This is a genomic window from Pseudoalteromonas sp. SR41-8 (genome assembly GCF_014163915.1).
In the GTDB taxonomy this organism is placed as follows: domain Bacteria; phylum Pseudomonadota; class Gammaproteobacteria; order Enterobacterales; family Alteromonadaceae; genus Pseudoalteromonas; species Pseudoalteromonas rhizosphaerae.
The window spans coordinates 11024-37730 of record NZ_JACJEE010000013.1 but is presented as its reverse complement, the minus strand read 5'-3'; the positions used below and the strand labels follow the sequence as shown (position 1 = coordinate 37730).

Below are 26707 nucleotides of genomic sequence, written 5' to 3'. Positions count from 1 at the left end.
CGCATTTTTAAGATGCGGTTTTTTTATGTCATTTGTTCAAGCTCGGTAATTAATTGCAGCGCTTGCGCATTCGTTGTTCCACACACATCAATCGTCGCACTAAAATCACTGCATACTTTTGGCCGCCTTTCATCACCAAATAACTTACATAAATTGTTGTTATCTAACTGAATGCAGCGCTCTCCTGCTTTTTTGCCATTAGGCATCCCCGGAATCGGTGAGCTAATACTTGGTGCGATACAACAAGCCCCACACCCGAGTCGACACGCCATTGGTGATGTATTCATCTTTGCCCCTTTTGTAATCTATTTCGCTAATTTGTTAACTGTGTAATGACTTGTTACATCTTAATACGCCTTGTAAACACTTTATTCATTATAATTGCTGTGTCACCTAATTATGAGGAAAGCCCTGTGGCTACTAAAAAACAAATAATTCTACCTATTGCCGTATTAGTCGCCGGTGTAGGTCTTGCGGTTGCGTTTTCAGCAATGAAACAACCGCCAGAAGAAAAGCCAGCACAAGATACACGCCCTCTGGTATCAGTTAGCGCAGTTCACCTTGATGCAATTACGCTAGACGTAAAATCGTATGGTGTAGTAAAAGCAAAAGATCACACCCCACTGGTTGCGCAAGTAAGCGGTCAAGTGGTATTTGTCTCTGAGCAATTTGTGCAAGGTGGATTTGTCAAACAAGGCGATATTCTAGCACGAATAGATCCAAATGATTATGAAGCTGCGTTAATTGAAGCCCAAGCAGGCATGGCGCAAGCCAGCTCTGATCTAGAAATTGAGCGAGCGCAAGCTCATGTAGCACAAGCAGAGTGGGATCGAATAAAAGACGATTCAAATCAAATGATCCCATCTCAATTATATTTACGCAAACCACAATTAGCCGAAAAACTAGCGCGTTACCGTGCAGCACAGGCGTCTGAAAAACGCGCAAAACGTAATTTAGAGCGCACATATATAAAAGCGCCTTATGATGCGATTATTTCTGAACGTGCAATTAGTTTAGGCAGCGTAGTTAATCCTGGAAGCCAATTTGGCGCTCTCAGTTCAACCTTAGTGGCTGAAATTCGCCTTCCTGTGGCAGATAAAGAATTACAATACCTAATCGATAGCGGTATCGGCGCGAATGTAACACTCAGTGCAGACTATGCTGGTAAGCCAACTACTTGGCAGGCAAAAATTGTCCGCAGCGAAGGTGTTATTGATCAAAAAAGTCGTATGAGCTATTTAGTGGCGCAAGTAAATACACCTTATGCCAGTGAGCAACCGCTGCGCTTTGGCTCTTATATCAATGCGACCATTTCTGGCCGCGAGCTTGATAATGCGATTATCGTTCCTCATCACTTAGTGAAAAACGGTAAAATAGTGGTAATGAATGATGATTTAACTCTTTCGTTCAAACCTCTTAATATTATTAGAGAGCAAAATGGCATGGTCATCGCTTCACAAGGCTTAAATGATGGTGAGCAATTGATCACCTCGGCTTTAGATTTCCCAACCGAAGGCATGCAAGTAAAGCTAAATGACTCTGATAAACCTGCAGCTGCAACTCAACTTGCACTGAAAGAGGAATAGAGCATGACCATCCATAGCGAAAAAGGCTTAATTGCCTGGTTTGCTCGCAACCCTGTTGCAGCAAACCTATTAATGATTTTTATTTTAGTGGGTGGTATTTTAACCGCGTTTTCTATTCGCAAACAAATGTTCCCACAATTTGAAAATAACTGGATCAGCGTCCAAGCTGTCTACCCAGGTGCTGCCCCACAAGAAGTAGAAGAAGGCATCACCATCAAGGTAGAAGAAGCTCTCGAAGGCCTAGAGGGTATTAAACGGAAGATTACTTATTCAAACCGCGGTTATTCTCAAGCGTGGATCGAAATTGAAGAAAAATATGATACTAAAGAAGTGCTCGATGAAGTAAAAATGCAGGTTGATGCAATCAACACCTTCCCTGCAGACATGGAGCGTCCTATTGTGCGCCATGATAAGTTTGAGCAAGAAGTAATGATCCTCGCCTTATACGGTGACATGAGCAATTATCAGCTCAAAGAACTTGGCAACAATATCAAAGACGAACTGCAAGCACTGCCACAAATTAACTTAGTTGAATTTAATGGTGGCCTTGATTATGAAATTGGTATTGAAGTTAGCCCTGATAAACTTCGTGAGTATGGTTTAACTTTTAGAGACATTGCGAATGCAGTGCGTGCTTTTTCAGCCAATATGTCTGCAGGTCAGATTCGCTCTGAAAACGGCTATATTTCGATGCGGGTTGAAAAACAAGCTTACCGAGGTGATGAATTTGCCAAACTGCCATTGATATTACTACCTGATGGTGCACAAGTGTATTTAGGCGATGTAGCAACCATTAACGATGGCTTTGCAGAAGGCTTACAATACTCTAAATACAATGGTAAAAATTCCTTGTCGTTTGAAGTAAATGCCTCAAAAGATCAAGATATTACCAAAGTTGCAAAAGTTCTTAAGCAGTACCTTAATGATAAAGCAGGTCAACTTCCAGCGGGTGTTAAACTCACGCCGATTGTCGATTTAACCTACTACCTAGAGGGTCGATTAGACATGATGATCGACAATATGGTGTGGGGTGGTCTATTGGTTATGGTAGTACTTGCGCTATTTTTACCCCTACGCTTAGCATTTTGGGTGATGATGGGTTTACCTGTGTCATTCCTTGGCGCATTTTTAATGATGCCGATGGGCTTTTTAGATGTCACCATCAACTTAGCATCACTATTTGCCTTTATATTAGTGCTAGGTATTGTGGTTGATGACGCCATCGTCGTAGGTGAATCAGCCAGTGCTGAAATTGAAAAGCATGGCCACTCTCTTGATAACGTAGTACGTGGTGTTAAACGCGTCGCAATGCCTGCCACCTTCGGTGTATTAACTACCATCGCCGCTTTTTTACCGCAAACTTTAGCAAGTGGCCCTGGTGCTGCGTTTTCAAAAGCCATTGGCGGGGTTATTATTCTGTGTTTGATTTTCTCTCTGATTGAATCAAAACTTATTTTACCAGCCCACATAGCAGCAATGAAACACCGAGAACCAAATCCGAAAAACCCATTACATCGCCTCCGTAAAGTGATGGATGGCGGTTTAAAACGGTTTGTTGATAACTATTACACGCCATTTATTGGCCATTGTATTCATTATCGTTATACCGTAATTATTGGTTTTATTTGTGTATTAATTGTCAGTGCTGGGATGTTTGCCGGTGGTTTAGTGAAGTTCGTAGCGAACCCTAAAATTCCTCATGACTTTCCACGTATTTCAGTTGAAATGAACTTAGCATCGTCTGAACAAGCAACCCTAGAAACTGCGCAAAAAATAGAGCAAGTTATTATCAATGTTGATAAACAACTTAAAGAGCAATATGGCACAGCTATGGTACGCGATCTTTCAGTTAGCTTACGCGGACGTACCAATGCCAGTATCATGGCAGTATTAATTGATCCTGAGTTACGCCCTATCGATACCTTTGCATTGAGCGCACTATGGCGTGAACAAATGCCTCCTTTACCGGGCGTGAAAACACTAACCATTCAAGACAGTATTATGAATGGTGGTCGAGACGACGGTGATGTAAGCTTCCGCCTAGAAGGAAAGGATGCCAAACAACTAAAAGAAGTAGCAGCAAAACTTAAAGAAAAACTCAACACCATGGAAGGTGTGGGTGATGTAAATGACTCAATGCAAAGCGCTACAGATGAAGTACAGCTTGACTTAAAACCACTGGCGTACAGCATGGGTTTAACCCTTGCCGATGTTGCCTCACAAGTCAGCTTTAGTTACTACGGCCTTGAAGCACAGCGTATTCTACGTGACGGCGAAGAAGTGAAAGTAATGATCCGCTACCCTGAAGAAGCACGTAACTCGATCAGCGATATCGCCAGTGCTCGTATCATTACACCTAGTGGCGCAGAAGTACCTTTGGCTGAAATTGCCGATGTAAAACTGGTTGATGGTGTAAACCGTATTCGCCGCGAAAACTCAAAGCGTACTGTTAACGTATGGGCAGCAGTTGATACCGACCAAGTTGAACCTTTTGCCATTGCAGAAGAAATACGTGATGAGTACTTACCGGCACTACTGAAAAACTACCCAGGTGTACAAAGTAGTGTTGCTGGACGTATTCAAGAAGAAATGGATAGCGTTGCTGAGCAAGTGCGTGATTTTGCTCTTTCAATGATGATTATCTTCGCGTTATTGGCAATCCCACTACGCTCATACTCACAACCATTGATTATTATGTCAGTGATCCCATTTGGGGTTATTGGTGCCATGTTTGGCCATATGATTTTAGGCATGACAATGAGTGGCTTATCAATTTTCGGGATCATTGCTGTAGCCGGTGTTGTTGTGAACGATTCATTAGTAATGGTGGACTTTGTTAATAAAGCACGTGCTGATGGCGTAGCAATAAAAGACGCAGTAATGCAAGCTGGTGCACGTCGTTTTAGAGCGATTATGCTCACCTCAATCACTACCTTTATTGGCGTGTTACCGATTATTATGGAAACCAGCTTACAAGCTAAAATTGTCATCCCAATGGCAGTATCATTGGCCTTTGGTGTGTTATTTGCCACGGTGATCACGCTGATCCTGATCCCATGTCAATATGTCGCACTAGAAGATGCTAAACGATTAATTCGTAAATGGCGTGGAAAAGAAGCGCTGGTAGATGGTGAATCAATTCATAGCAAAGTGAATACTATAATAAACCGCTCACCTTTATAAAATTTGATATCCCAACCAACTAGCCTGAGCTGTATACAGTTCGGGCTTTTTTATGCTTATAATAACAATGAAATATAATTTATTCACATAAAATCAACACGATAATAATTTACTTTGTATTTTATCCACGGTAAAAGGAGTACATAAAACAAACTAAAAAACCAAGGAAGCTCATGAAACTCACCTCGAATATGTTTTACCACACTATTTTTATCACAGCTCTACTACTGCTCTCACACACTGCAATTGCAGGCGAACACGCGAAAGAAATGGATGCATTTATTGAACAATTTCATGGTTTCAAACAATTCAATGGCAACGTACTGGTCGCCAAGCAAGGTAAGGTTATTTTTGAAAAAAGTTATGGCTACGCCAATTTTGAATGGGACATCAAAAATACTGCCGAGACTAAATTTCGAATAGGCTCAATTACCAAGCAATTCACTGCGTTGCTTATTTTACAGTTAGCGCAGCAGAATAAAATACAGCTTGATGCTCCCCTTGCTACTTACCTACCCGACTATCGCCAAGATATAGGTAATAAAATCACCATTAGGCAGATACTTAATCATACATCAGGACTTAGTAATTATACTCAAACGAAGACCTTCAGAAGTGAATACAGTCGCAACCCTTACAGTGTAGATGAATTTATAAAATTACTGTGTACTGATGATTTATTGTTTGAGCCTGGCACGCAATTTCGCTATAGCAATTCAGGCTACTTTATTTTGGGCGCCGTGATTGAAAAAGTCACTCAACAACGTTACCAAGATGTACTGCAAGAAAATATTTTTAAACCACTCAATATGCATAACACCGGTTACGATTCGCATGCAAAAATAATCAACCAACGTGCATCTGGTTATAGCAATAACTTAGACGGTTACACTAATGCTGATTACCTAGATATGTCGATCCCTTATGCTGCGGGGTCAATATACTCAACCGCACGCGATCTCGTTAAGTGGGACCAAGCGCTGTACACAAATAAGCTAATAAATAAAGAACTAAAAAAACAAATGTACTCCGTATCTGAACAGCGTAATTACGCACTTGGCTGGGAAGTTAATCAGCTAGATGCTGATAAATATGGTAAACCATTGACACAAGTACAACATGGCGGTGGTATCGAAGGGTTTAATGCATTTATTAGCCGTATTATTGAAGATCAGCTACTGGTGATAATTTTAAATAACACTGGCGGTGCACCAATGACACCTATGACTAAAGGATTAACCAATATTTTTTATGGTAAGCCCTATGACGGTGCAACTGAAAATGTGGATAGCCAACTTTATCATGCCTTGCAAAATGGCGGTATTGCACAGCTTAAAAGCAAATATAATCAATTGGATGAGCAAAAAGTTCCGCTGCGAGAAAGAAGCATAAATTACTTTGGTTATGAATTAATAGCAATGAAAAAACTCGATGCCGCAATCGCAGTATTTGAACTAAATGCTGCTAAATACCCCGATTCTGCTAATACTCACGATAGTCTGGGTGAAGCGTATTTAACTGCTAATAAACCCGTACTTGCATTAAAAAGTTACCAGCGCGCCCTTGAATTAAACCCCGACAGTGAAAGCGCAAAGCAAGCAATTATAAAACTACAATAATTCTAAAAAGTCGCGTTATATTATTTAAAATCTGCAACATTAAACTCGCTTATGCTACGAACATAAGCGAGTTAGTAGTTTATGATTTCAAGTGATTAGTCATCAAGAACACTAGGTTCAAGTATACCTTTATCAATTAGTTGGCTTATCATCGTACGTGCTTTTTCTCTGCATACATCACGCAATAAACGCACTGCAGGCGTTATTGATTGGCGGCTTGGACAAATTAACCACAGCTCACCACAGGTATGCTGGTAATTATTCATCACTGTAACTACCCTATCGTTAAGTAGATCATCAGCAATATCTAATGCCGATTTTACGGCAAGCCCTTTGCCAGCAACACACCAGCGCCTTACTAAATCACCATCATTAGAGGCGCGCTTGCCTTGCATTTTTACTTTGTATTTTTTTTGCCCATTGGTGAACTCCCAAACATTATTGATAATATTTTGCAGCTGATAAAATAACCCTTGATGCTGTGCTAAATCATCTGGGTGCATAGGCGCACCATAGCGTTTTATATAGTCAGGTGTGGCGCATAACAAACGTGGAATATTACAAATTTTAAATCCGTAAACATTGGCATCAGTTGGCGAGCCATAACGCAGTGCTATATCCACCGAATCTCGGTAGAAATCCACGTTACTATCACTAATATGTGTGCGCAGGCTCACCTTCGGGTAACTATCCATAATTTCATCAATCCAAGGGATAACTAAATTACGGCCAAGATCAGAAGATAATGCAACCCTTAACTCACCTTCAATCTCATCATGTTCGCCTTTTAGGTTCTGCCGAGCTTGCTCAAGTATCGCTATTGCTTGCTCACACTGTGGGATATAGCGCTCCCCTGCGGCAGAAAGCCTTAGATGACGCGTTGTGCGCACAAATAGGTCTATACCTAATGTTGATTCTACCCGTTTGATAGCAGCACTGGCGGTTGCTGTGCGCATATCAAGTTTTGCCGCTGCAAGGGTAATACTTTTAAATTCAGCAACTTTCAAAATAAGTTTTAAATCGTCAATCTGCATATTATCTAAATATATTTGATAATGATTCAATAATTATGCTGTTTATCAAAAGTAATGCAAGCGCTATCATCTGCCTCATTCAACGGCTTTGATTAAATAAAGCTATTCGCTACAGGAACCAATTATGACACACCCGATTATTACCGACTTAGAAGCGCGTTACACAGCAAAAAAATATGATGCAACTAAACGTGTATCTGCAGAAGATTTAGCTGTGATCTATCAAGCTATGCGTTTATCTCCGTCATCAATTAATTCGCAGCCATGGAAATTCATTGTTATTGAGTCTGAGCAAGCAAAACAACGTATGCATGATACTTTCGCTAACAAGTTTCAATTTAATCAGCCGCATATTAAAACTGCATCACACATTATTTTGTTTGCTTACAACCCGAAATACACCAGAGAAGATTATGCAAAAGTGATTGACACTGATATCGCCAATGGCCGTACGCCAGCAGAAAATCGTGAGCAAGCCTTTGGCGCATACGCATTTGTTGACTTAAATACTGACGCATCTGGCAATAATGCCGCATGGACCAAAACACAAACCTATCTTGCACTTGGTAATACTATGCATGCTGTTGCGCGCTTAGGTATTGATTCAACACCAATGGAAGGCGTAGATAGCGCGCTAATTAGTGAACTTTTTGCGGATGAGTTAGATGGTTATATTTGTGAAGTCGCACTTGTCATTGGTTATCACGAAACACAAACCGACTATAATGCTAAGCTTCCAAAATCACGTTTGAGTCAAGATCAAATTATTCAAGTGGTTTAAGTTTTACATTACCGGTTAAGAAGAGCCTGTTACAGGCTCACTTAAACAAGCTTTTGGCATTATAGCCTCTGCTATGTGCTCTCTTTAGCAGCTCCACAAACAATTTTTTCTTCGCCAAGATGATATATATTATTTATTGCTACATAGGCGCCAGATACAACGCCTGTAATAGGGACTAATAATATCCCACTAATTGAATAGTAGGTATTGGTATCCTCAAAGCCATTAATTATTTTCAATGTCTTACGGTCAGAAGATATTTCACATTTATTGACTGCTGACATGTCCTTAGTTGGTACAACGATACAGCCTGATAACATCGTCAAAGTAAAACATATAGTCGTAACTAATTTCATCTTATAACATCCTCGTTTTTAATTGTCATATAGAAACCATAAAAATTAATATTTATAGATTGTTGGGTAACTATCTTATAAATACTTTACTAAACAAAGTATGCGCTCCACGCAACCTGTTAGTTAGTAAATAATGGTAAAAAATTTTTATCTAAGAAAACCGCTTTTTACAGGCTTGCCTCCATAACTCCCCGCAAACCTTGCACATATAAATCAAGCTTATAGGTTCAATTTTCACTAATAAACATGCACATCAGACACCACACTATGCAACCGTTTTATATTGAGGGAACTTTCCTAACATTCTCTTCAATAACAATATCATAGATAGGCAACTTACTTTAGCAGTGATTCTGTTAAAGAAGTCAAGTTGCACCCAAATAAAGAGATCAGCTTGAGTAGATAGCTACAGCGGTTAATGAACCTACAGCAGCCATTGAAGAAGTTGCGCATAGTGCAAACTCTACAAGTGATAATACTGAGGTTGCGGATAAAAGCACAATTAGGGCGGACTAAAATAAACAAAATCATCAAAACAATAGGTTCATTGGTTTCTGAGATCCAACACTCAGCAGCTGGTATTACGACCTTAGCCGCAAATATAAAAAATATAGAGTCAGTACTTGATGTGTATATAGCGATAGCAGAGCAACTCAATAACCTTGTATTTCGATTTACTCTTTAACTAATCCAAATTAAAAAATCATATAGTTACACGCTATTACGCAACTATAGGGTCAATGCAGCAAATGACGCTCTCACGTGAAGTAGGTACGGGCATCGCAGCAGGCTTCGACTTTATTAACTTATAGCAATATTGTGACCTCTTTTTAGCTATTTTGTATTTAGTTATAAAAAGAGGCTGCTCGAAGCAACAGCCTATAATTCTAACTACACTATCTAAGGTGCCCGCTTTCAACAATAGGCGTAACCCAATATTTTAATGGGGTGTATTGACACACAGGACTTAATGCCGTTTTAATTGTTTGCAGCTGCGCTAGTAATATATGCACCTCAAACTGATAAAAACTGCGATGCCCTTCTACTTGCTCGGCAATATCAAATTCACTGTGCTCTTTACTGTAGCCTTCAATGTTTTTTAAGTTAAAGCCGGTAATGCAGTCTATGCCAATTAATATATCAACCACTTCATCTTTTATGTTTGTGGGTACATTTAAGGTAAAAAGTAACTGTTCAGCCATGTTTTTTCTCCAACCAACCATAAAAGATAGGTAATAAATAAAGTGTTGTAATTGTTGAGGTAATTAACCCGCCAATAACCACAATCGCCAATGGCTTTTGAATCTCAGCGCCGGGGCCGGTGGCAAATACCAGTGGCAGTAAACCAAACATTGCGGTTGTGGCTGTCATTAACACTGGACGAAGGCGTCTGCTTGCGCCATCTAAAATGCGCTGCGTTACATTGGCAGAAAACATTTTCATTTGCTCAAAGTAGCTGATCATCACAATACCATTGAGTACCGCTACGCCAAGTAAAGCAACAAAACCAACCGATGCAGGCACCGACAGGTATTCATTACTAATAAACAGGGCAATCACTCCCCCCATTAACGCAAACGGAATATTAGCAATTATCAGCGTTGATTTAGATAACGATTTAAACGTGGTAAATAAAATAATGAAAATCAGTATTAATGCCACCGGAATAAGCACCAGCAAGTTTTGTGTTGCACGTTGCTGGCTTTCAAATTCGCCACCAAACGACAAGGTAAAACCACTGGGTAATTTTATGCTGCTATTAATTTTAGCTTCCAGTTCATTCACATAACTAACCACATCGCGGTTATCCACATTAACGCTTACAGAAGCAAAGCGCTTTGCTTTTTCTCGCTCTATTAACAATGGCCCCGTTTTAAAGCTAATATTAGCAACCTCTTCAAGTGGCAGTAGGCTGTTGTCGGGCATTAAAATTAACTTTTGTTTTAATGCGCTCATTGACGATAACTCAAAGTGTGCTGCGCTTTCGCCTTTTTGTGCATTAAACACAATTGGGATCACGCGGTTTCCTTCTTGCAGTGCCGATACCTGTAGGCCTTCTAATTGCGACTTTAAATAATCGCTTAATCCTTCGGTGGTTAAACCAAACTGACTGGCAACCTCAGGAATAAGTTTAATATTTACGTATTTACCCCCTTCAATAAGCGCCATTTGCACATCACTTGCGCCGTCAATATTAGTGGCAAGTGCAGTGATTTTTTCAGCTAATGAGGCAAGTGTCGCAATGTCATTACCGAATACTTTAATCGAAATATCACCGGTGCCACCGGTGAGCATTTCTGATACCCGCATTTGTATTGGCTGAGTAAAGCCAATATTTACCCCTGGAAATTGCGCAAGTGTTTGTCGAATATCCTCGATTAGCAGCGCTTTGGAGTCAAAACGCCACGTATCTTTTGGCGCTAATTCCATAAACACATCGGTTTCGTTTAACCCCATAGGATCAAGCCCGAGTTCATCGGAGCCGGTACGGGCAACAATTTGTACGATTTCTGGGGTGTTTTTTAGCAGTGTGGCTTCAATTTGTTTATCGATATCCAGCGAGGCTTGCAAGGAAATACTCGGCGATTTTTCCAGTTGCACAATAATGTCGCCTTCATCTAAAACGGGCATAAAGCTTTTACCAAGCCCCTGAAATAACACCCCACTGAGCACTAAAACAGCAACTGATATAACACTAATAGCCACCGGCTTTTTAATTGCTTGGGCAAGTGTTTTAGTATAAAAACCTTGTAATAGCGTGACCATTTTAGGCTGGGTTACGGGTTCATTTTTTAATAACAATGAGGCTAAAATTGGAATAACCGTTAACGACAACAACAGCGCACTTAGCATTGCAAACACGATAGTTAACGCCACTGGGGTAAATAACTTGCCTTCTAACCCTGTAAGCATTAATAGCGGTGAAAACACAATAATTATAATAATTGTGCCTGAGAACACTGGCGCCGCGACTTCTTTACATGCGCGATAAATAACATGCAGCCGAGGGAGGTGCTGATTATTAGCCAACCGATTCACTATGTTTTCAACAATAACTACCGATGAGTCCACCAGCATACCAATGGCAATCACTAAGCCGCCTAAACTCATTAAATTAGCCGATAAATCAAACTGCTTCATCATTATAAATGTCAGCAATGCCGACATAGGTAAAGACAAAGACACCACCAATGAAGAGCGAATATCACCTAAAAACAAGGCAAGTAGCACTATCACTAAAATAATCGCCTGGCCTAATGCGCTGGTAATGGTGCTAATTGCGGTATTTATTAAGTTAGAGCGGTCGTAAAACACATTAATTTTTGTGCCTTGCGGTAATGAAGCTTCAATGGTGCGAAGTTTATCTTTTACATCTGCAACAACTTGCGCTGTATTACTATTTTTAAGCGCAATTATAAGCCCTTGTACCGCCTCTTCACTGTTTTTAGTGACTGCGCCATAACGGGTTAAACTGCCAACGTGTACCGTGGCAATATCACTTAACCGAATAACCTTATTTTGAGTGGACTTAATCACGGTATTTTCAATGGCGGTTATATCGGTGTATTTGCCCTCAGTGCGCAAAATTAAGGTGTCGTTGCCTTTTTCTAAGCGCCCTATGCCACCGTTTTGATTCGTTTGCGTGATTGCTAACTTCATTTCATCAAAGCTGACTTGATGCTGTTGCATCAATAAAGTATTGGGAAGTATTTCATAGGTTTTTGAAAAGCCGCCAAGGCTATTTACATCAGCAACGCCGGTTACAGTGCGCAGTAATGGACGAATTTGCCAATCTAAAAGCTCTCTTTTTTCAATCAGCGATAAGTGAGTACTTTCTATGGTAAACATGAACACCTCGCTCAAAGGCGTGCTCATTGGCGCCATGCCGCCACTAATATTACTGGGCAAGGTGGGTAAAATATTTAATAAACGCTCATTAACTTGCTGACGGGCCCAATAAATGTCGGTGCCCTCTTCAAAGTCAATGGTAATATCGGTAATAGAATACTTAGTGGTAGAGCGCAGCATTTGCTGTGACGGAATACCCAGTAATTCGGTTTCAATCACCCGTGTTACTTGCGATTCTATTTCAAGGGCGTTCATGCCGGGTAATTTGTAAACTATTTTAACTTGAGTGGGTGATATTTCTGGAAAAGCATCCACCGGAATACTTAACCAAGATTTAGCGCCAATGGCCATAGCAACAATAACAAAAATACTAACAAACAAACGCTGAGTAAGTGAAAACTTAATAAGCTGGTTTAACATTTACTCTCTCCCTAAGTGAAGCAACATACCTTGTAGCGCACTTACCGAGCTTATTAGTACCTGCTGATCATCTAGGTTTTTATTGGCAGTAAATACATAGTCTTTGCCTTGTGTACCTTTGAGCTCAATCGGTAGTAACTCAAGGTTATCGCCAGACTTCAAAGCAATGTAATTAACATCTTCAAATTCAAACACCGCTGACTTTGCTATTTTAAAGCCCGTTAATTTATTTACCGGTGTGACTTTGATAGTTTGCCCCAGTGTCAGCTGGCATTCATTCGAGCTTGGTGACGCCCACACAATTTGATGGTATTTATCTGCAATACTGTCATAGCTCTCAATATTTAAGCTGCAATGTTGTGACAGCTTAAAATGCGCTAACGTGTTGGTAAAACTAAGAGGGACTTTAATCTTAACGCGAATACTACTTGCATCGATAATATCAAACGCGGTGTCACCCATCATACGGTTTCCCGACTCATTGGTGAGTTTTAAAATGCCCGTTTTTGGACTCACTAAGGTCACGTTTTCATTATCATCAATGTTTAAAAATGCCATTTGATGTTGCATATGTTCAAAGTTTAGCTTGGCTTCAAAATAGCTTTTTGTGATTTCAACCCATTCAGAGCTTCTTATTATTTTGTTTTTTAAGTGCTGTTGGTTTATGTCGTAATGGCTTTTAGCAATAGCGAGCATATCTTTTGCTGATTGATAGGCATCTAAAAAATGGTGTACATCACTGCCCTCAACGCTTGCGATAGTGGCGCCTTTTTCCACCATACTGCCGTTAGGGTATAAGTAACGAACCTGCTGTACATCAAACGCAAACAGCACCGTATAATTGACACCTGGTTTGAAATTGACTTCACCAATTAAACTTTGCCCGTTAATAAACTCTGTTTTTTGAATCGGCGCAAATTCAACATCAAAACCACTGAGTGACGAAAGCCCTACAGGTGCTAAATTTTGCGAAGCAAACACAGGATTAAATGTTAATAAAGCCACCGTAGAGAAGAAAAATAACGTATATTGAATACGCAAAAAATGACGCATTTTTTTTGTAGAATTTAACAGCATTTCGTTTGTTCACATTTGATTAATTTTATAGAATCAACCATGACTTTTTTATGCTGTTAAATCATCAGGCATACGCCGTAATGTTCCTAAAAACAGCTTAATTTACAGCATGGTACATTTGTCCATTGTAATTATAATGCATTGATAGTAGAGGTTTTAATGAGAGATAAGCTAATAGCGGCTACATTGTTAGTAATAATGGTGTTGAATTTTTTTGATGTGCTAACAGATATACGTTTAGGGGTGCCGCAGTGGCATATTTTTTCCGAAGGCTTGATCGTAGTTATCTCTGCAGCCTGTGCTATTTACTTAATTAGAGACATTCGTGCGCGTACTGCAAATATTAATGCGCTGAAACAAGAATTAGTACATTCAAAAAAAGAACTTAAAAACATATCACAGGCAATGATGGATGCGCGCCATGAATACAGCGGCGTTATTCAAACCCAATTTTCACAGTGGACATTGACCCGCAGTGAGCAAGAAGTCGCGATGTTGTTACTTAAAGGCTTAAGCTTTAAAGAAATAAGCGCACTAAGAAGCACAAAAGAAAAAACCGTTCGTCAACAAGCGTCCGATATTTACAGCAAAGCCGATGTAGAAGGCCGACATGAGTTTGCTGCATGGTTTTTAGAAGACTTTATGCAACAAGGACAATACCAACCAACAAGTTCAAGCCTCAATTAATTGACAAGCTACAAAGGTGAGGCCTCTGGTTATTTCTATAGCTTTGCATCCGCTGCGCATTAAATCTTAAGGAATAATTAAAAACCTTAATGATTATCTCTGTGTAAAACTAGATGATTTCATTTTTACTATGACAACCATTGCTCAACTTAGCAAAAACATAACCCCCTACAGCCCCTGCAAGCAGCTGCATATAAAAACCCCAGCCTCTTGCGCCCGCTATAATAGTAATATTCATAATTGACTCAATAGCAATTAAAGCCGAAGCAAACGCCACAATACCCGCAATTACAAATAATTGCGCACCTTGTTTTTTAACTTTTTTAGCAATAAGCCAGGTAACCAAAAACGCGATGGCAAGTGCAATAGCAATAATAGCGCCATAGGTCGGTAGCAAGCCGAGCCAATCTTCAAGGGTTAAGTTAACACTGTCATTAAAGCCCACCACAACACCCACATTAACTAATTGATTGACAACGTATTGACTATGAAACAAGCTAGCGAGTGTAAATGTAAGTAACCAAGAAACTAAAAATGAAGGGAGTATACGTGTTAAAAACGACATGGTTATCTCAACTTAAAATGAAACTTTTTTCTTACAGTAGCAAAGGCTTGCAGGGTAAACAATCTCTACATTGTATTACTCTACTCTCGCTTTTAGCATTTTCTTGTAACGCCAGTGCCGAGCTACCAAAACAGCAATACACTGCTGATACCTTAGCAACGGGACTCAATTCACCGTGGAGCATGGTTAAACTTCCAAACAATACCTGGTTAGTCACAGAACGTGATGGCCATATTGTTATCATTAAAAACAACCAACAAACCCGAGTTAAACTAGATTTCGAGGGCTTATACGTTGCAGGCCAAGGCGGCCTACTCGATATAGTGCTTTCGCCAAATTACAGTGAATCAAAAGAAATTATATTCACTTACGCTCAAGGTGAGCTTGATGCAAACAGGCTCGTTATTGCCAAAGCTACGTTTGATGGTGCGCAATTTTCAACGCCAAAAATTATTTATAAAGTTGCCACTGATAAAGACACACCACAACATTACTCAGGCCGCGCCCTTGTCCTACCCGATAATACCTTATTATTTTCAAGTGGCGATGGCTTTGACTACCGTGAGCAAGCACAGGTTATGACCAGTCAACTTGGCAAAACATTACGCATAAACTTAAACGGCACGATACCAAACGATAACCCATTTATTAATCACAAAAATCCTGCAGCTCATGCTGTGTACTCACTCGGGCACCGTAACTTGCAAGGCTTGGTTTATGATTACGATACACAGCAAATTGTTAGCCACGAACACGGCCCCGCAGGCGGCGACGAACTAAACTATTTAACCCCAAGCACCAATTACGGCTGGCCGGTGATCACCAACGGAGATGATTACTCACAAGCACGTATTTCACCGTTTAGAGAATACCCTGGAATGGCTAAACCAACGGTTGATTGGACGCCCTCAATCGCCCCTTCTGGCATGGCTTATTATGGCTCAAAGCATTTAGCTTTTCCCTCACTACAACAGCATGTGCTAATCACTACGCTGGTCGATAAAAAGCTCTACAGCGTTAATTTAGCGAATGGTGAACTTACCCAGACTCATGTTTTACCAGAGGTAACTGGGCGTTTGCGGGATGTATTTGTTACAACCGAGGGTAATATCGCGGTGTTAACCGATGGAAAAGATGCAAAATTGCTGCTGATAACGCCAAAGTGATTAGCTTGACTAGATCGTTCAACACAACTGTATCTAAATACTCGAGGAGCTTTTTATATGATTATCAGGTCTTATTTTTTGCTGTTTGAGCGAAAGTCAAAAAGAAAGACCTGACTTTATTGGTTTTTGCGATGCATATTTCTGATTAAATACAATCAAGGTGAGTTAGTTAAATTGGCTTTCGTCTATTTCAATGGTTATGCTATTTAATAAATCGTTAGTGAACTTTTCACTTTCTTCTTTACTGACATAACTTCCTTTGCCTTGAATATTTGCAAGTAACTGGTTTGCAATCTCCTCATAGGCAACATCTAATTGAGTCTGTAATGTTTTAATATCGTCGTGAGTCATCGAGTTGCCTAAAATAAAAGGCTTACTTGGATTCATTGGCCCATAGTTGCCTTCCCAAATTACTTTACCTGTTTTAGACTTAAGGACGGCTTTGAGCTGAGGTAAAAACCTTGTGCTTTTTTCGTCGGTAAAAATGATGCACCATGGCTCAAGTGTTATAACTTGTTTATGAAGATTTTCATTTAAGTGAATAGACTTTACTGATTCTTTTAAAATTTGAATGCTATTTAGCGAATTCAACAAAGTGCTCGCTAAATCAAAGTTCTCTTTTAAGTCGAGCTCTAAACTGCCTTTCATGTGCTTTTCATTAGACAAATCAGATGCTATAACGCCAAGAACCCCATAACGCAGCCCTACATCATCCGACGTATTAACCCAATTAGTAATAACAAAACCTGAACCTTCAATTCTTCGATCCCCTATAGCTAAACTCCAATCATTCCAATCGATATTTAATACATCTAGTTTAATTTTTTCATTTGAACCTAAAGGAACAGCACCTCCCCTTTGAACCGATTGGCACGCTGAAACTAAAAAAATAAAAGTGAATATAAATAGGTGCTTATACATTATAAAACAATCCTTGTTAAAAACTCGATTAATCAAAAGTAAACTATAACACCCTTATTTAACTCTGCGCACTAGTTAAAGTTTTATAGAATGAATGATGGAAACAAAAATAATTTTATGATGATAGCAGCATTATTTTACTAACTGTGTAGTGGTACAGTTATCCAATAATGAATCCAAAATTGAACTTGGAGACTCATCTGCCAAAAGCTTCATACTAAAAAACAGTAAAAGTGTGCCAAAGGTTAATCTCATACTCTACTCATATATACCTTGCTAAGCAGATAAAAATTGTTGGGTATAATCGCGAAGCAATGGCCATCTGTTTTTATTCCGTTTAAGCAACTTATAGTTACTACTTTTCATCTTCGTCATAAATTATTGAAGCTAGTACTGGACGAACTACTGCAAGAATTAAAATAATAATTACCAACGCCCCCATAACTAACTTAATTAGTCTAAAAAACCATGGTCTTTGCCATATTTCTCCCGTTTCCTCATCCATCTTTTTTTGTTTGATGAATTCGTCGTAAGCCTTATTCAGATCTGTGTGCTTAGTAATTTTAGGGTATTCAATAACAATACCAATTTTAGCAAGTGAAACTCGAGCTAACTCGGATTGTTCCTGGTTGACGTAAAGCATATGATTTTTTACATCGGCATAGTAATAAATACGTTCTTGCTCTAGTACGTCCGCAATTTTAACAGAGTCAACCAACCGCATATCTTGAATTAACGGCCTATAAATGGGGCTATCTTCCTTTACCCATTTAACAATAAAAACAGCAAAAAGCATTGATATAATCAGAACCAATAATAGTTTGTGTTCTTTTGTGATGAGTTTATTAATTTTATCTCTCCGTGATATCGATAATACAGCCGAACTTGCGAGTAGTTATAACTCTACAATTTGGGGAAATTGTGAGTGTTTTGGCACTAAGTGCCAGCGATTAATTTCCCCAAGCCAGCTTGCTGGCTGGCTGTACAACATTGGCTTGTTATGTGCCGGGCAATGGTTATTCACCATCTATATTTCTTCCAACTCTGCTTTTGCTAGTAAACCATAATACAGCAATAAGAATCTGGCTTGTGAATAGTAAGCCACTGGATATTTTAAACGTCAACTGCACACCTGTACTAGGACAGCCCCACATACAAGTTGACAACAGTCTCATCACCGATGCGCTTAAGGCTATAAAATTGACTAAAAATATTAACAGGTATTTCATTTATCTAGTGGCACATAACGAGCCTGTAGAATAACTCGTTTTTAATTTATTTTTATTGATGCTTTACCATAGCCGAGTTCCTATTTTGATTCAATTAGTTACTTCAATTTTTCGTAAAATATAAAAAGAGGATTTGCTGTTGCTTTAATTGGCGTTTTGGCAGGTATCACAGGTCTTTAAGTGGCTTATTTTAGGTGATAAGGGCTTACTTTTATTAATGCATCGTGTTTTACATATCAATATTAAGCCTTCACGTTCATCCTCATTTACTTCTCATTCTCTTTGTGCAAAAAATTTTGTGAATTATTCACAAAGAGTTTTAGAGGCGCTGCGCTTAAGAGGTTGAAGTTAAAGGTGCTAGGGTCTAGGGAAGTGACTAGGTCTTAGCCCGAAAATTAAAATATTCTTTTTGTTTTCTCATTTACCCTCATTCACCCTCATTCACTTCTCTTTGTGCAAAATGGTTTTAAGTGATTTACTCACAGGAGGACAAATAAGCAAATGCTGTGCTAATAACGTAAGGGCTATTCTGTCGCGCTTCTTATATGTGTTTGCCGTAAGCTGCTTGCTTAACAGCCGCATCGACAGACGAAGAAAACGAACTTGTTTATTGATTTAGGATTGATCGTCAATTTATAAAAACGGTCAAAAAGAACAGTAGCGCCTATTGATAGAGTTAAGGCTGATATGTTTTAACTGCTCAGTACTCTTGCTGGAATTTCTCATGTAATTCGTAGAGCTTTTCAGCTATTTTTACACCTGTAGAATTACGACTTTTCCTCATTATATTTGCAACAGCACCGCCAACAGCTTTACCTGCATAGTTTGTCATTGGGCCATGTTTAGACATGTTTTTTTTAATATCCAACCATAAAGGCAATAGCTTATCAGGGAAGTGGCTAGGATTAAGACTACCCGTTAAATTGTTAACAAGTAGCAATCTAATTTTAACATCCCCAGGGCGATACAAAGTTCCTTGATTGCCTCTGAAATTCTATTTTTCGCATAATCGTATCGAAAAACTCAATCCTTTAAGAGCAACGCCTCGCTTAACCAGCGCAAAATACAGGCTAAAATTAGCGACGAAGGAGCGCAAGCCTGCTGTTTTGCGCCCTTTGTGGTTTAAGGGTTTGTTAGTTTTCAATGCTTACCAACAAATGCCACAATCCAATCATGCTCTTCATTACCTGTCGTTTCAGTATCAAAGAACTCTGATATTTCAGCTTTCATAGCATCTAACTCGCTTACACCCTCTTCGAGGGTTGATAAGTAAGTTGTATGAAAGAAGCAACCATACACCCCACTAGTTATAGAATATGGCGCAATATCACCACCTTTTTCCAAAGTTAGACGGGCACCTTTAGAATGCTCCTCATCCTTAATTATTTCACCTATTTCAGAACCTATCGTTCCGATGGTATCTCCATTATCAGTTTGATTCCACATAGCTCAACTTTTGAAAAATAACGGCTTATTGAACACCACTTTTGGGGGTTATAACACCCCAAAACGGCGTATATTACATAGCTTCATAATTCCACTAAACAACTCCAATGTAAACATACAATTACGCATGTTATAAAATTACCATGGTTAAAATACACCAAAACGACTTTTAAAATGGAATCATACTTAAACCATTTAATAAACTCGCAAAATGTAGGGCAAGGCACGCGAGCACAGGCATTGAATGTGCTAAGTTTCTTATATAAATTAACGCGCTAAAGCACGACCTACAGATGAGCTTGACCCGATCATGGTTAAAGCTTATTCCTACGTGATGGTTTAACACCGAGTTAATCTCACAGCGCGCTAACTTTACTCTCGCTAACTTGCTAACTGAACCCTGATTAACAAAAAAGCCGCTGTTCATTACAAACAGCGGCTTCTCTTCTTAAAGCTTACGGCTTAAAACTTACAGCTCTAAAGCTTATTTAATTACTTCAAGGCCGTTCATATATGAACGAAGTACTTCAGGCACGACTACTGAACCATCCGCTTGTTGGTAGTTTTCAAGTATTGCTACTAGAGTACGGCCAACCGCTAAACCCGAACCGTTTAGTGTATGCAATAACTCTGGCTTTTTCTCACCATTGCGACGAAAACGTGCTTGCATACGGCGCGCTTGGAAATCAACCATGTTTGAACATGATGAGATTTCACGGTAGGTATCTTGCGCTGGTAACCATACTTCTAAATCGTAGGTTTTTGCTGAGCCAAAGCCCATGTCACCCATACATAAAATTACTTTACGGTATGGTAGCTCTAGTGCTTGTAATATTTGCTCTGCGTGACCTGTTAGCTCTTCCAATGCTTGCATTGAATCTTCTGGTTTTACCAGCTGTACTAGCTCAACTTTATCGAACTGGTGCTGACGAATAAGGCCACGAGTATCACGGCCATAACTGCCAGCTTCACTTCTAAAACACGGAGTGTGGGCAGTTAAACGAATTGGTAAATCTTTTTCGTCGTAAATTTCGTCACGCGCGCTGTTTGTCAGTGGTACTTCTGCAGTAGGAATTAAGCTAAAACCTTCTTGCTCTTCACCGTCATCATTTACAAGACCTTTAGTGTGGAATAAGTCTTCTGCAAACTTAGGTAATTGACCTGTACCGTATAAACTGTCGCGGTTTACTAAATACGGTACGTACATTTCTGTATAACCGTTTTTATCTGTATGCGTGTCTAGCATAAATTGCACTAGTGCACGGTGCATGCGGGCCATTGCGCCGCGCATTACAGTAAAGCGTGAACCGGTAATTTTAACGCCCATTTCAAAATCAAGGCCGTTTAAATCTTGTCCTAAGTCTACATGATCTTTTACTGCAAAATCATACTTTTTAGGCTCGCCCCAGGTTGAAATCTCAACGTTGTCAGATTCATCAGCGCCCGCTGGTACTGATTCATCAGGTAAATTTGGGATAGCTAAAGAAATTTGCTTAAGCTCTTCTAAAATAGCGTCTTGCTCAGCTTTAACACTATCAAGTTGCGCGCCTAAGTTGCTTACTGCATCTAACAATGGTTGTGCATCTTCGCCTTTAGCTTTAGCTTGGCCAATCGCTTTGGAGCTACTGTTACGCTCACTTTGTAATTCTTGTGTTTTTACTTGTAATGTTTTGCGTTTTTCTTCAAGTGCGCTGACAGTCGCAGTATCTAGCTCGTAACCACGTGCTGCTAGACGCGCAGCTGTTTGCTCGAGATCTTGACGTAATAATTTAGAATCTAACATGTTAGTTTTTAACCTTTTTGCATTACCAGCTGAAGGCCCAGCCAAGCCATAAAAATACACACCACCACATTTAAGGTGATATTGAGGGCCATTTTAAAAAAGTGACCTTGTTGTAATAACAACAACGAATCCATTGAAAATGTCGAGAAGGTGGTCAAAGCACCTAGAAAGCCAATCCCTATAAGGGTTTTAGCGGGGCTAACGGTGATAATTTCGCGCTCTATCAAACCGTATAATACGCCCATCAACAATGAACCAAGAATATTAACCGTCAACGTGCCAAAAGGGAATCCCCTACCAAGTAGTTTTAGCATGGTTTCACTAATAAAAAACCGTAAACAGGCGCCTGAGGCTCCTCCTGCGGCAATCATGAGATATATCTTAAGGCTTGTCATAGCGTTTTATGTCACTGTGATGATCGCGCTCTTTTAAATAGTCGAGCTTTTGCTTTATTTTTTGTTCTAAGCCACGATCCGTTGGAAAGTAATATTGCTTATCGGCTATCTGCTCTGGAAAGTACTTTTCTCCTGCAGCATAGGCGCCTTCTTCATTGTGCGCATAGCGATATTCAGCACCATAGCCTAAGTCTTTCATTAAGTTGGTTGGTGCATTACGTAAATGCTCTGGCACCGGGTAACTTGGCTCGTTCTGCGCATCCGCTTTGGCTTGATTAAACGCCGCGTACACCGCATTACTCTTCGGTGCGCTAGCTAGGTAAATCGTAGCTTGTGCAATTGCACGCTCGCCTTCACTTGGTCCAACTCGCTGAAATATATCCCATGCATTGAGGGCCACTTCCATGGCACGCGGATCAGCATTACCAATATCTTCAGTGGCGATGGCGAGTAACCGCCTTGCAACATACAGCGGATCGCCGCCACCGGCTAAAATACGACAATACCAATACAAAGCACCATCTGGGGAGCTACCTCGAACTGACTTATGAAAGGCTGAGATCAAATCGTAAAATTCATCCCCCCCTTTGTCATACTTGGCTAAATGCGTTGGCAATACTTGACTGAGTACGTGCTCATCAACTAGGTATTGGCCGTTTTGCTCTACGGTTAAATCAATCGCCTGCTCAAGTAAATTAAGCACTTTACGAGCATCGCCATCACTGGCTTGGCACAACGCTTGTTTAGCATTTTGTGCAAGTACCACCGTTTTATTTTTCAGTTCATCATCGCTTGCAAGCGCTCGCTCAATAACAAGATGCAAATCAGTGTCTTGCAGCGATTTAAGGACATATACTCGTGCTCGCGATAAAATCGCATTGTTTAGTGCAAACGAGGGATTTTCGGTGGTAGCACCAACAAAAATAAAGGTACCGTCCTCTATATGTGGTAAAAACGCATCTTGCTGAGATTTATTAAAACGATGTACTTCGTCAACAAACAGTAAGGTACGTTGGCCACGACCTTCAAGGTTAGTACGCGCTTCACTCACCGCATCACGAATGTCTTTAATGCCTGCCGTTACCGCCGACATTTGAATCAGCGCCGCATCGGCATGGTTGGCAATAATTTGCGCTAAGGTAGTTTTACCAACGCCCGGCGGCCCCCACAAAATAAGACTGTGGCAACGCCCTGCTAAAATAGCTTGATAAAGTGGCTTATCTTGGCTTAATAGATGTTGCTGGCCAATATACTGCTCTAAACTGGTTGGTCGCATGCGCGCCGCAAGTGGGCGCACATCCGGGCCAAAATTAAAGCCTAAATTACTCACCTTGACTTTGATCGTCTATTTCAACGCCTTCAGGAATACTAAACTCAAAGGTTGAAGTAGCAAGGCTTTGATTTACTTTAGTGTCGCTAAAAGTAAATGTAGATGATTGCCCGGAGCTGTCTTTAACCAATAATGACGCTAAGCCTACTTTATCTGCTGCAAACACAATATCCAGCTGTTCAACTTGGCTTTCAACGCCTTTATTAGGTGTAACACTGAACCCAGTATCCGTGGCGTGTACTTGGTACTTTTGCCATTGCGCCGGATCTTTGGAGGTGAGTAATACAAACGGTGTTGAATCAATCAAACTGTGAGTATTCATAATCGTTACTTGCTCAGCAAAGCTGTCGAAGTAATAAGTTTTATCGCCATTTGATACAAATAACGTGTCATCAGGGCTCGCTTGTTGCCAACGGATCATCATTGGCTGTTGTAAGGCGATAGTACCTTCACCTTGCATAATTGATTGACCTTGGTCGTCATTAACTTGCTGCGCAAATTGCGCTTGAAAACTCTTTAAACCGGCCAGTTTATCTTGTAATGCTTGGCTGTCATCTGTTGCACTGTCACTTGCAAATACTGATACTGATAAAAAACAGCTAATTGCTAAGGCTAAATATTTAATTTGTTTCATTTAATTTGCTCCACCATTGGGCACTAATACATCTCGGGCACCGTTATGACCTGGTGCGCTTACAATACCCGATGTTTCCATTTGTTCAACTAAACGTGCGGCACGGTTGTAACCAACACGTAATTTTCGCTGCACACTTGAAACTGACACTTTGCCTGTTTCAACAACAAATGACACGGCTTCATCATAAAGCGGATCTGATTCTTCATCCGCGTTTTCACTGGCTTCGCCCGGCAATAAAATATCCTCAGTGGCGTCACCATTTAAAATTTCGTCTATATAATTTGGTTTTGCACGTGCTTTCCAGTCATTCACCACCGCATGTACTTCATGGTCATCAACAAACGCGCCATGTACACGTATCGGTACGCTGGTGCCCGGCGGTAAATAGAGCATATCACCCATACCTAGCAGGTTTTCTGCGCCTTGTTGATCTAAGATGGTACGCGAGTCAATTTTACTTGATACCTGAAACGCCATTCGCGTTGGGATATTCGCTTTAATTAAACCAGTAATTACATCAACCGATGGGCGCTGTGTTGCTAGTATTAAATGAATACCTGCCGCTCGGGCTTTTTGCGCAATACGGGCAATTAGCTCTTCAACTTTTTTACCAACAATCATCATCATGTCAGCAAATTCGTCAATCACCACCACGATACTCGGTAACTTACCTAACTCGTCTGGTCCTTCTTTCATACCATCAGTATCTTTAAATAATGGATCGAGAATCGGGTAACCCGCCTCTTTCGCATCCAATACCTTTTGGTTGTAACCTTTTAAGTTACGAACACCTAACGCCGACATTAACTTATAACGGCGTTCCATCTCACCTACACACCAACGCAGCGCATTGGCAGCTTCTTTCATATCGGTGACCACTTCACACAGTAAATGTGGGATACCTTCGTAAACAGAAAGTTCCAACATTTTCGGGTCAATCATGATCATACGCACATCATCAGGGCCTGATTTGTACAGTAAGCTTAATATCATTACATTAACGCCCACTGACTTACCTGAACCTGTGGTACCTGCCACCAGTAAATGCGGCATTTTACCCAAATCAGCACAGATTGGCTCACCGGCAATATCTTTACCTAAGACCATAGTCAGTGGCGATGGATTTTGCTCAAATTTTGGTGCGTCGATTACTTCTGATAACCGCACTATTTCACGGTGTTTATTCGGTAATTCAATCCCTACATAGGTTTTACCCGGAATAACTTCAACCACTCGGACACTAACCGCTGATAGCGAGCGGGCTAAATCTTTAGCAAGACCAGTAATTTTAGAAACTTTAATACCCGGCGCTAAATCAAGCTCAAAACGGGTTACAACAGGTCCAGGGTATACGGCAACAACCGTAGCTTGAACGTTAAAATCAAGGAGTTTAGTTTCAACTAACCTCGATACAGCTTCAAGCTCTTCTGGTGAAATTGGGTTTTTGGCTTTATCAGGTCTATCTAACAAATCAAGCGTAGGCAATGGTGTACTTGGCGGCTTTTCTTCGAGTAGCTGCTCAAACTTTTCTTTTGCGGTAGGTGGAGGCTGATAGGTACTCTTTGGTTTTGGCATTGGTCTTGCTGGCGAAACCACAGTAGTAACTGGTTTTTCAGGCTCAGTAACATGGCTTTGATCAAGCGCATTTAAGGCAGCCGCAGTGTCCATTGGTTCATCATCAATGGCGCTAAAATTAATTTCTTGATCCAGAATATCATCCAAATCATCAAATGCAGGATGAGAGTCTTGATTTGACACCGCACTATCACTATCCACTTTTGGTTCTGAAAAGCGAATGGCGGGTGTTTCTTTACGTGTCTGTTGCTCATTAACAGGGTCTTGTTCAATTACAACTTCAGTATTTGCAGTGCGTTCGCGTTGTAGCCATGCTTTTAAGTGATGAGCAATAAAACGATAACCTCGCATGATCAAATCGCCAATAAAATCGACACATTGCACCCACGACACGCCTGTTAATAATGTTAATCCAGCAAAAAAGAAACATAATAATAAAATCGAGGTACCGGTAAAGTTAAATGCAGGCATCATCGCTGAAGCTATCACATCACCGACTACCCCACCGGATGAAAAATTATAAATATCATCAAAATTAATACTACTGATAGCCGTTGCTGAAGTGATAAATAATGCAAAACCAATCACTCTAAGCGATAACGTTGTATAGTCGAGTTGAAATATTCTATGAGGTTGCTTAAATAATAAGTAGCCGAATATTTGTAGTGCAGCTGGCACAAAATAAGCTAACCAGCCAAATGTCAGCAATAAAATATCGGCGATCCACGCACCTGCAGCTCCAGTTATGTTTCTTACATTGTCATAACCTGTTTGCGACCAACTCGGATCAGCAGGATCAAAGCTTACCAGCGCACACAATATAAATATTGCGGCAAAGGTGCTAATTATTAAACCGGTTTCTAATAGTCTTTGTACACCATTTAGGCGCATAACTCGCTATTCCTCATTTTTCTTTGTACTTCTTTGTACTCATTCTTAGCAATGGAATACCTTAGCAGGAAATACTTTTTGTTGCACTTTATCTTAACCATGATGGCCTGATTATGAACAGGTTTTTATTAATCGCGCATGTATCAATAATACAACTTAAGTAGTTACTAAAAAATA

General features: G+C 40.2%; 24 protein-coding genes. 8 read left to right on the top strand and 16 right to left on the bottom strand.

The annotated features are described in order from the left end of the window. Positions 1 to 23 precede the first annotated feature (23 nt). Positions 24 to 287, bottom strand: a complete 264-nt coding sequence (locus H5162_RS10710) for a YkgJ family cysteine cluster protein (protein WP_145242261.1) — start codon at positions 285 to 287, stop codon at positions 24 to 26. 126 nt (positions 288 to 413) lie between these two features. On the opposite strand from H5162_RS10710, the gene H5162_RS10705 reads away from it, so the two are divergent. From H5162_RS10705 to H5162_RS10695, 3 genes are all read left to right on the top strand, one after another. Then, on the top strand, positions 414 to 1586 hold the full coding sequence (locus tag H5162_RS10705; RefSeq protein WP_145242259.1) for an efflux RND transporter periplasmic adaptor subunit: 1173 nt from the start codon (positions 414 to 416) through the stop codon (positions 1584 to 1586). Positions 1587 to 1589: 3 nt separating this feature from the next. Then, positions 1590 to 4769 carry an efflux RND transporter permease subunit gene (locus H5162_RS10700; RefSeq protein WP_145242257.1) on the top strand — a complete coding sequence of 1060 codons (3180 nt, stop codon included), beginning with the start codon at positions 1590 to 1592 and terminating at the stop codon, positions 4767 to 4769. A 173-nt stretch (positions 4770 to 4942) separates the two neighbouring features. Then, positions 4943 to 6388, top strand: coding sequence for a serine hydrolase (locus tag H5162_RS10695; protein WP_182778473.1), 1446 nt, complete (start codon positions 4943 to 4945; stop codon positions 6386 to 6388). Between the two features lie 95 nt (positions 6389 to 6483). Here H5162_RS10695 and H5162_RS10690 read toward each other — a convergent pair whose 3' ends face one another. Then, complete coding sequence (locus H5162_RS10690; RefSeq protein ID WP_182778521.1) at positions 6484 to 7422, bottom strand: LysR family transcriptional regulator; 939 nt, start codon at positions 7420 to 7422, stop codon at positions 6484 to 6486. A gap of 124 nt (positions 7423 to 7546) precedes the next feature. On the opposite strand from H5162_RS10690, the gene H5162_RS10685 reads away from it, so the two are divergent. Then, entirely contained in the window at positions 7547 to 8203 is a 657-nt protein-coding gene (locus H5162_RS10685; protein WP_145242253.1) for a nitroreductase family protein, read from the top strand. A 71-nt stretch (positions 8204 to 8274) separates the two neighbouring features. On the opposite strand, the gene H5162_RS10680 is transcribed toward H5162_RS10685, so the two are convergent. Beyond that, positions 8275 to 8559 carry a hypothetical protein gene (locus tag H5162_RS10680; protein ID WP_145242251.1) on the bottom strand — a complete coding sequence of 95 codons (285 nt, stop codon included), beginning with the start codon at positions 8557 to 8559 and terminating at the stop codon, positions 8275 to 8277. A gap of 418 nt (positions 8560 to 8977) precedes the next feature. Between H5162_RS10680 and H5162_RS10675 the strand changes: the two genes are divergently transcribed. Continuing rightward, a complete protein-coding gene (locus H5162_RS10675) occupies positions 8978 to 9244 on the top strand; it encodes a hypothetical protein (protein WP_182778471.1) in 267 nt (88 codons plus the stop codon). 211 nt (positions 9245 to 9455) lie between these two features. Here the strand turns inward: H5162_RS10675 and H5162_RS10670 are convergent, their stop codons facing one another. Genes H5162_RS10670 through H5162_RS10660 form a run of 3 tightly spaced genes read right to left on the bottom strand, consistent with a single transcriptional unit; the run spans position 9456 to position 13905 of the window. Continuing rightward, a complete protein-coding gene (locus H5162_RS10670) occupies positions 9456 to 9761 on the bottom strand; it encodes a DUF3240 family protein (RefSeq protein WP_145242247.1) in 306 nt (101 codons plus the stop codon). After that, the gene (locus H5162_RS10665) at positions 9754 to 12828 is read right to left on the bottom strand and encodes an efflux RND transporter permease subunit (RefSeq protein ID WP_182778469.1); all 3075 of its coding nucleotides are present in this window, start codon (positions 12826 to 12828) and stop codon (positions 9754 to 9756) included. Before H5162_RS10665 ends, H5162_RS10670 begins: the two co-directional genes overlap by 8 nt. Beyond that, positions 12829 to 13905 (bottom strand): hypothetical protein, encoded by a 1077-nt coding sequence (locus H5162_RS10660; protein ID WP_182760459.1) that lies wholly within the window; start codon positions 13903 to 13905, stop codon positions 12829 to 12831. A gap of 159 nt (positions 13906 to 14064) precedes the next feature. Between H5162_RS10660 and H5162_RS10655 the strand changes: the two genes are divergently transcribed. Next, positions 14065 to 14592: a LuxR C-terminal-related transcriptional regulator gene (locus H5162_RS10655; protein ID WP_145242241.1), complete on the top strand. Its 528-nt coding sequence runs from the start codon at positions 14065 to 14067 to the stop codon at positions 14590 to 14592. Positions 14593 to 14701: 109 nt separating this feature from the next. Here H5162_RS10655 and H5162_RS10650 read toward each other — a convergent pair whose 3' ends face one another. Then, on the bottom strand, positions 14702 to 15157 hold the full coding sequence (locus H5162_RS10650; RefSeq protein WP_182760458.1) for a hypothetical protein: 456 nt from the start codon (positions 15155 to 15157) through the stop codon (positions 14702 to 14704). Here H5162_RS10650 and H5162_RS10645 point away from each other — a divergent pair. Then, positions 15142 to 16323 carry a PQQ-dependent sugar dehydrogenase gene (locus tag H5162_RS10645; RefSeq protein WP_145242237.1) on the top strand — a complete coding sequence of 394 codons (1182 nt, stop codon included), beginning with the start codon at positions 15142 to 15144 and terminating at the stop codon, positions 16321 to 16323. The genes H5162_RS10650 and H5162_RS10645 overlap by 16 nt on opposite strands. 165 nt (positions 16324 to 16488) lie before the next feature. Here H5162_RS10645 and H5162_RS10640 read toward each other — a convergent pair whose 3' ends face one another. From H5162_RS10640 to H5162_RS10625, 4 genes are all read right to left on the bottom strand, one after another. Further along, positions 16489 to 17244 (bottom strand): hypothetical protein, encoded by a 756-nt coding sequence (locus tag H5162_RS10640; RefSeq protein ID WP_182778467.1) that lies wholly within the window; start codon positions 17242 to 17244, stop codon positions 16489 to 16491. Between the two features lie 355 nt (positions 17245 to 17599). Next, a complete protein-coding gene (locus tag H5162_RS10635; RefSeq protein ID WP_149982715.1) occupies positions 17600 to 18040 on the bottom strand; it encodes a hypothetical protein in 441 nt (146 codons plus the stop codon). 1133 nt (positions 18041 to 19173) lie between these two features. After that, positions 19174 to 19323 carry a hypothetical protein gene (locus H5162_RS21255; RefSeq protein WP_218939788.1) on the bottom strand — a complete coding sequence of 50 codons (150 nt, stop codon included), beginning with the start codon at positions 19321 to 19323 and terminating at the stop codon, positions 19174 to 19176. Positions 19324 to 19613: 290 nt separating this feature from the next. Continuing rightward, positions 19614 to 19919 (bottom strand): hypothetical protein, encoded by a 306-nt coding sequence (locus tag H5162_RS10625; RefSeq protein ID WP_145242229.1) that lies wholly within the window; start codon positions 19917 to 19919, stop codon positions 19614 to 19616. 174 nt (positions 19920 to 20093) lie between these two features. On the opposite strand from H5162_RS10625, the gene H5162_RS10620 reads away from it, so the two are divergent. Continuing rightward, positions 20094 to 20198 (top strand): phage integrase N-terminal SAM-like domain-containing protein, encoded by a 105-nt coding sequence (locus H5162_RS10620; protein WP_145242227.1) that lies wholly within the window; start codon positions 20094 to 20096, stop codon positions 20196 to 20198. Between the two features lie 205 nt (positions 20199 to 20403). On the opposite strand, the gene serS is transcribed toward H5162_RS10620, so the two are convergent. From serS to H5162_RS10595, 5 genes are read right to left on the bottom strand one after another with little or no spacing between them, the layout of a single operon-like run. Continuing rightward, positions 20404 to 21702: a serine--tRNA ligase gene (gene serS / locus H5162_RS10615; RefSeq protein ID WP_149982716.1), complete on the bottom strand. Its 1299-nt coding sequence runs from the start codon at positions 21700 to 21702 to the stop codon at positions 20404 to 20406. Positions 21703 to 21710: 8 nt separating this feature from the next. After that, the gene (crcB, locus tag H5162_RS10610; RefSeq protein WP_392352509.1) at positions 21711 to 22073 is read right to left on the bottom strand and encodes a fluoride efflux transporter CrcB; all 363 of its coding nucleotides are present in this window, start codon (positions 22071 to 22073) and stop codon (positions 21711 to 21713) included. Positions 22074 to 22083: 10 nt separating this feature from the next. Then, positions 22084 to 23427 carry a replication-associated recombination protein A gene (locus tag H5162_RS10605; protein ID WP_182778465.1) on the bottom strand — a complete coding sequence of 448 codons (1344 nt, stop codon included), beginning with the start codon at positions 23425 to 23427 and terminating at the stop codon, positions 22084 to 22086. Beyond that, positions 23420 to 24061, bottom strand: a complete 642-nt coding sequence (gene lolA, locus H5162_RS10600; RefSeq protein ID WP_182778463.1) for an outer membrane lipoprotein chaperone LolA — start codon at positions 24059 to 24061, stop codon at positions 23420 to 23422. The genes H5162_RS10605 and lolA overlap by 8 nt, the downstream gene beginning before the upstream one ends. After that, positions 24062 to 26530 (bottom strand): DNA translocase FtsK, encoded by a 2469-nt coding sequence (locus H5162_RS10595; RefSeq protein WP_182731956.1) that lies wholly within the window; start codon positions 26528 to 26530, stop codon positions 24062 to 24064. Between the last annotated feature and the right edge of the window lie 177 nt (positions 26531 to 26707).

Coding starts and splice junctions, on each gene's coding strand:
- H5162_RS10670 (WP_145242247.1), bottom strand. CDS start 9,761: ATGGCTGAACAGTTACTTTTTACCTTAAATGTACCCACAAACATAAAA.
- H5162_RS10660 (WP_182760459.1), bottom strand. CDS start 13,905: ATGCTGTTAAATTCTACAAAAAAAATGCGTCATTTTTTGCGTATTCAA.
- H5162_RS10680 (WP_145242251.1), bottom strand. CDS start 8,559: ATGAAATTAGTTACGACTATATGTTTTACTTTGACGATGTTATCAGGC.
- H5162_RS21255 (WP_218939788.1), bottom strand. CDS start 19,323: ATGTCTAAACATGGCCCAATGACAAACTATGCAGGTAAAGCTGTTGGC.
- H5162_RS10690 (WP_182778521.1), bottom strand. CDS start 7,422: ATGCAGATTGACGATTTAAAACTTATTTTGAAAGTTGCTGAATTTAAA.
- H5162_RS10640 (WP_182778467.1), bottom strand. CDS start 17,244: ATGTATAAGCACCTATTTATATTCACTTTTATTTTTTTAGTTTCAGCG.
- H5162_RS10685 (WP_145242253.1), top strand. CDS start 7,547: ATGACACACCCGATTATTACCGACTTAGAAGCGCGTTACACAGCAAAA.
- H5162_RS10700 (WP_145242257.1), top strand. CDS start 1,590: ATGACCATCCATAGCGAAAAAGGCTTAATTGCCTGGTTTGCTCGCAAC.
- H5162_RS10710 (WP_145242261.1), bottom strand. CDS start 287: ATGAATACATCACCAATGGCGTGTCGACTCGGGTGTGGGGCTTGTTGT.
- H5162_RS10665 (WP_182778469.1), bottom strand. CDS start 12,828: ATGTTAAACCAGCTTATTAAGTTTTCACTTACTCAGCGTTTGTTTGTT.
- H5162_RS10595 (WP_182731956.1), bottom strand. CDS start 26,530: ATGCGCCTAAATGGTGTACAAAGACTATTAGAAACCGGTTTAATAATT.
- H5162_RS10655 (WP_145242241.1), top strand. CDS start 14,065: ATGAGAGATAAGCTAATAGCGGCTACATTGTTAGTAATAATGGTGTTG.
- serS (WP_149982716.1), bottom strand. CDS start 21,702: ATGTTAGATTCTAAATTATTACGTCAAGATCTCGAGCAAACAGCTGCG.
- lolA (WP_182778463.1), bottom strand. CDS start 24,061: ATGAAACAAATTAAATATTTAGCCTTAGCAATTAGCTGTTTTTTATCA.
- H5162_RS10620 (WP_145242227.1), top strand. CDS start 20,094: ATGGAATCATACTTAAACCATTTAATAAACTCGCAAAATGTAGGGCAA.
- H5162_RS10625 (WP_145242229.1), bottom strand. CDS start 19,919: ATGTGGAATCAAACTGATAATGGAGATACCATCGGAACGATAGGTTCT.
- H5162_RS10635 (WP_149982715.1), bottom strand. CDS start 18,040: ATGCTTTTTGCTGTTTTTATTGTTAAATGGGTAAAGGAAGATAGCCCC.
- H5162_RS10650 (WP_182760458.1), bottom strand. CDS start 15,157: ATGTCGTTTTTAACACGTATACTCCCTTCATTTTTAGTTTCTTGGTTA.
- crcB (WP_392352509.1), bottom strand. CDS start 22,073: ATGATTGCCGCAGGAGGAGCCTCAGGCGCCTGTTTACGGTTTTTTATT.
- H5162_RS10675 (WP_182778471.1), top strand. CDS start 8,978: ATGAACCTACAGCAGCCATTGAAGAAGTTGCGCATAGTGCAAACTCTA.
- H5162_RS10695 (WP_182778473.1), top strand. CDS start 4,943: ATGAAACTCACCTCGAATATGTTTTACCACACTATTTTTATCACAGCT.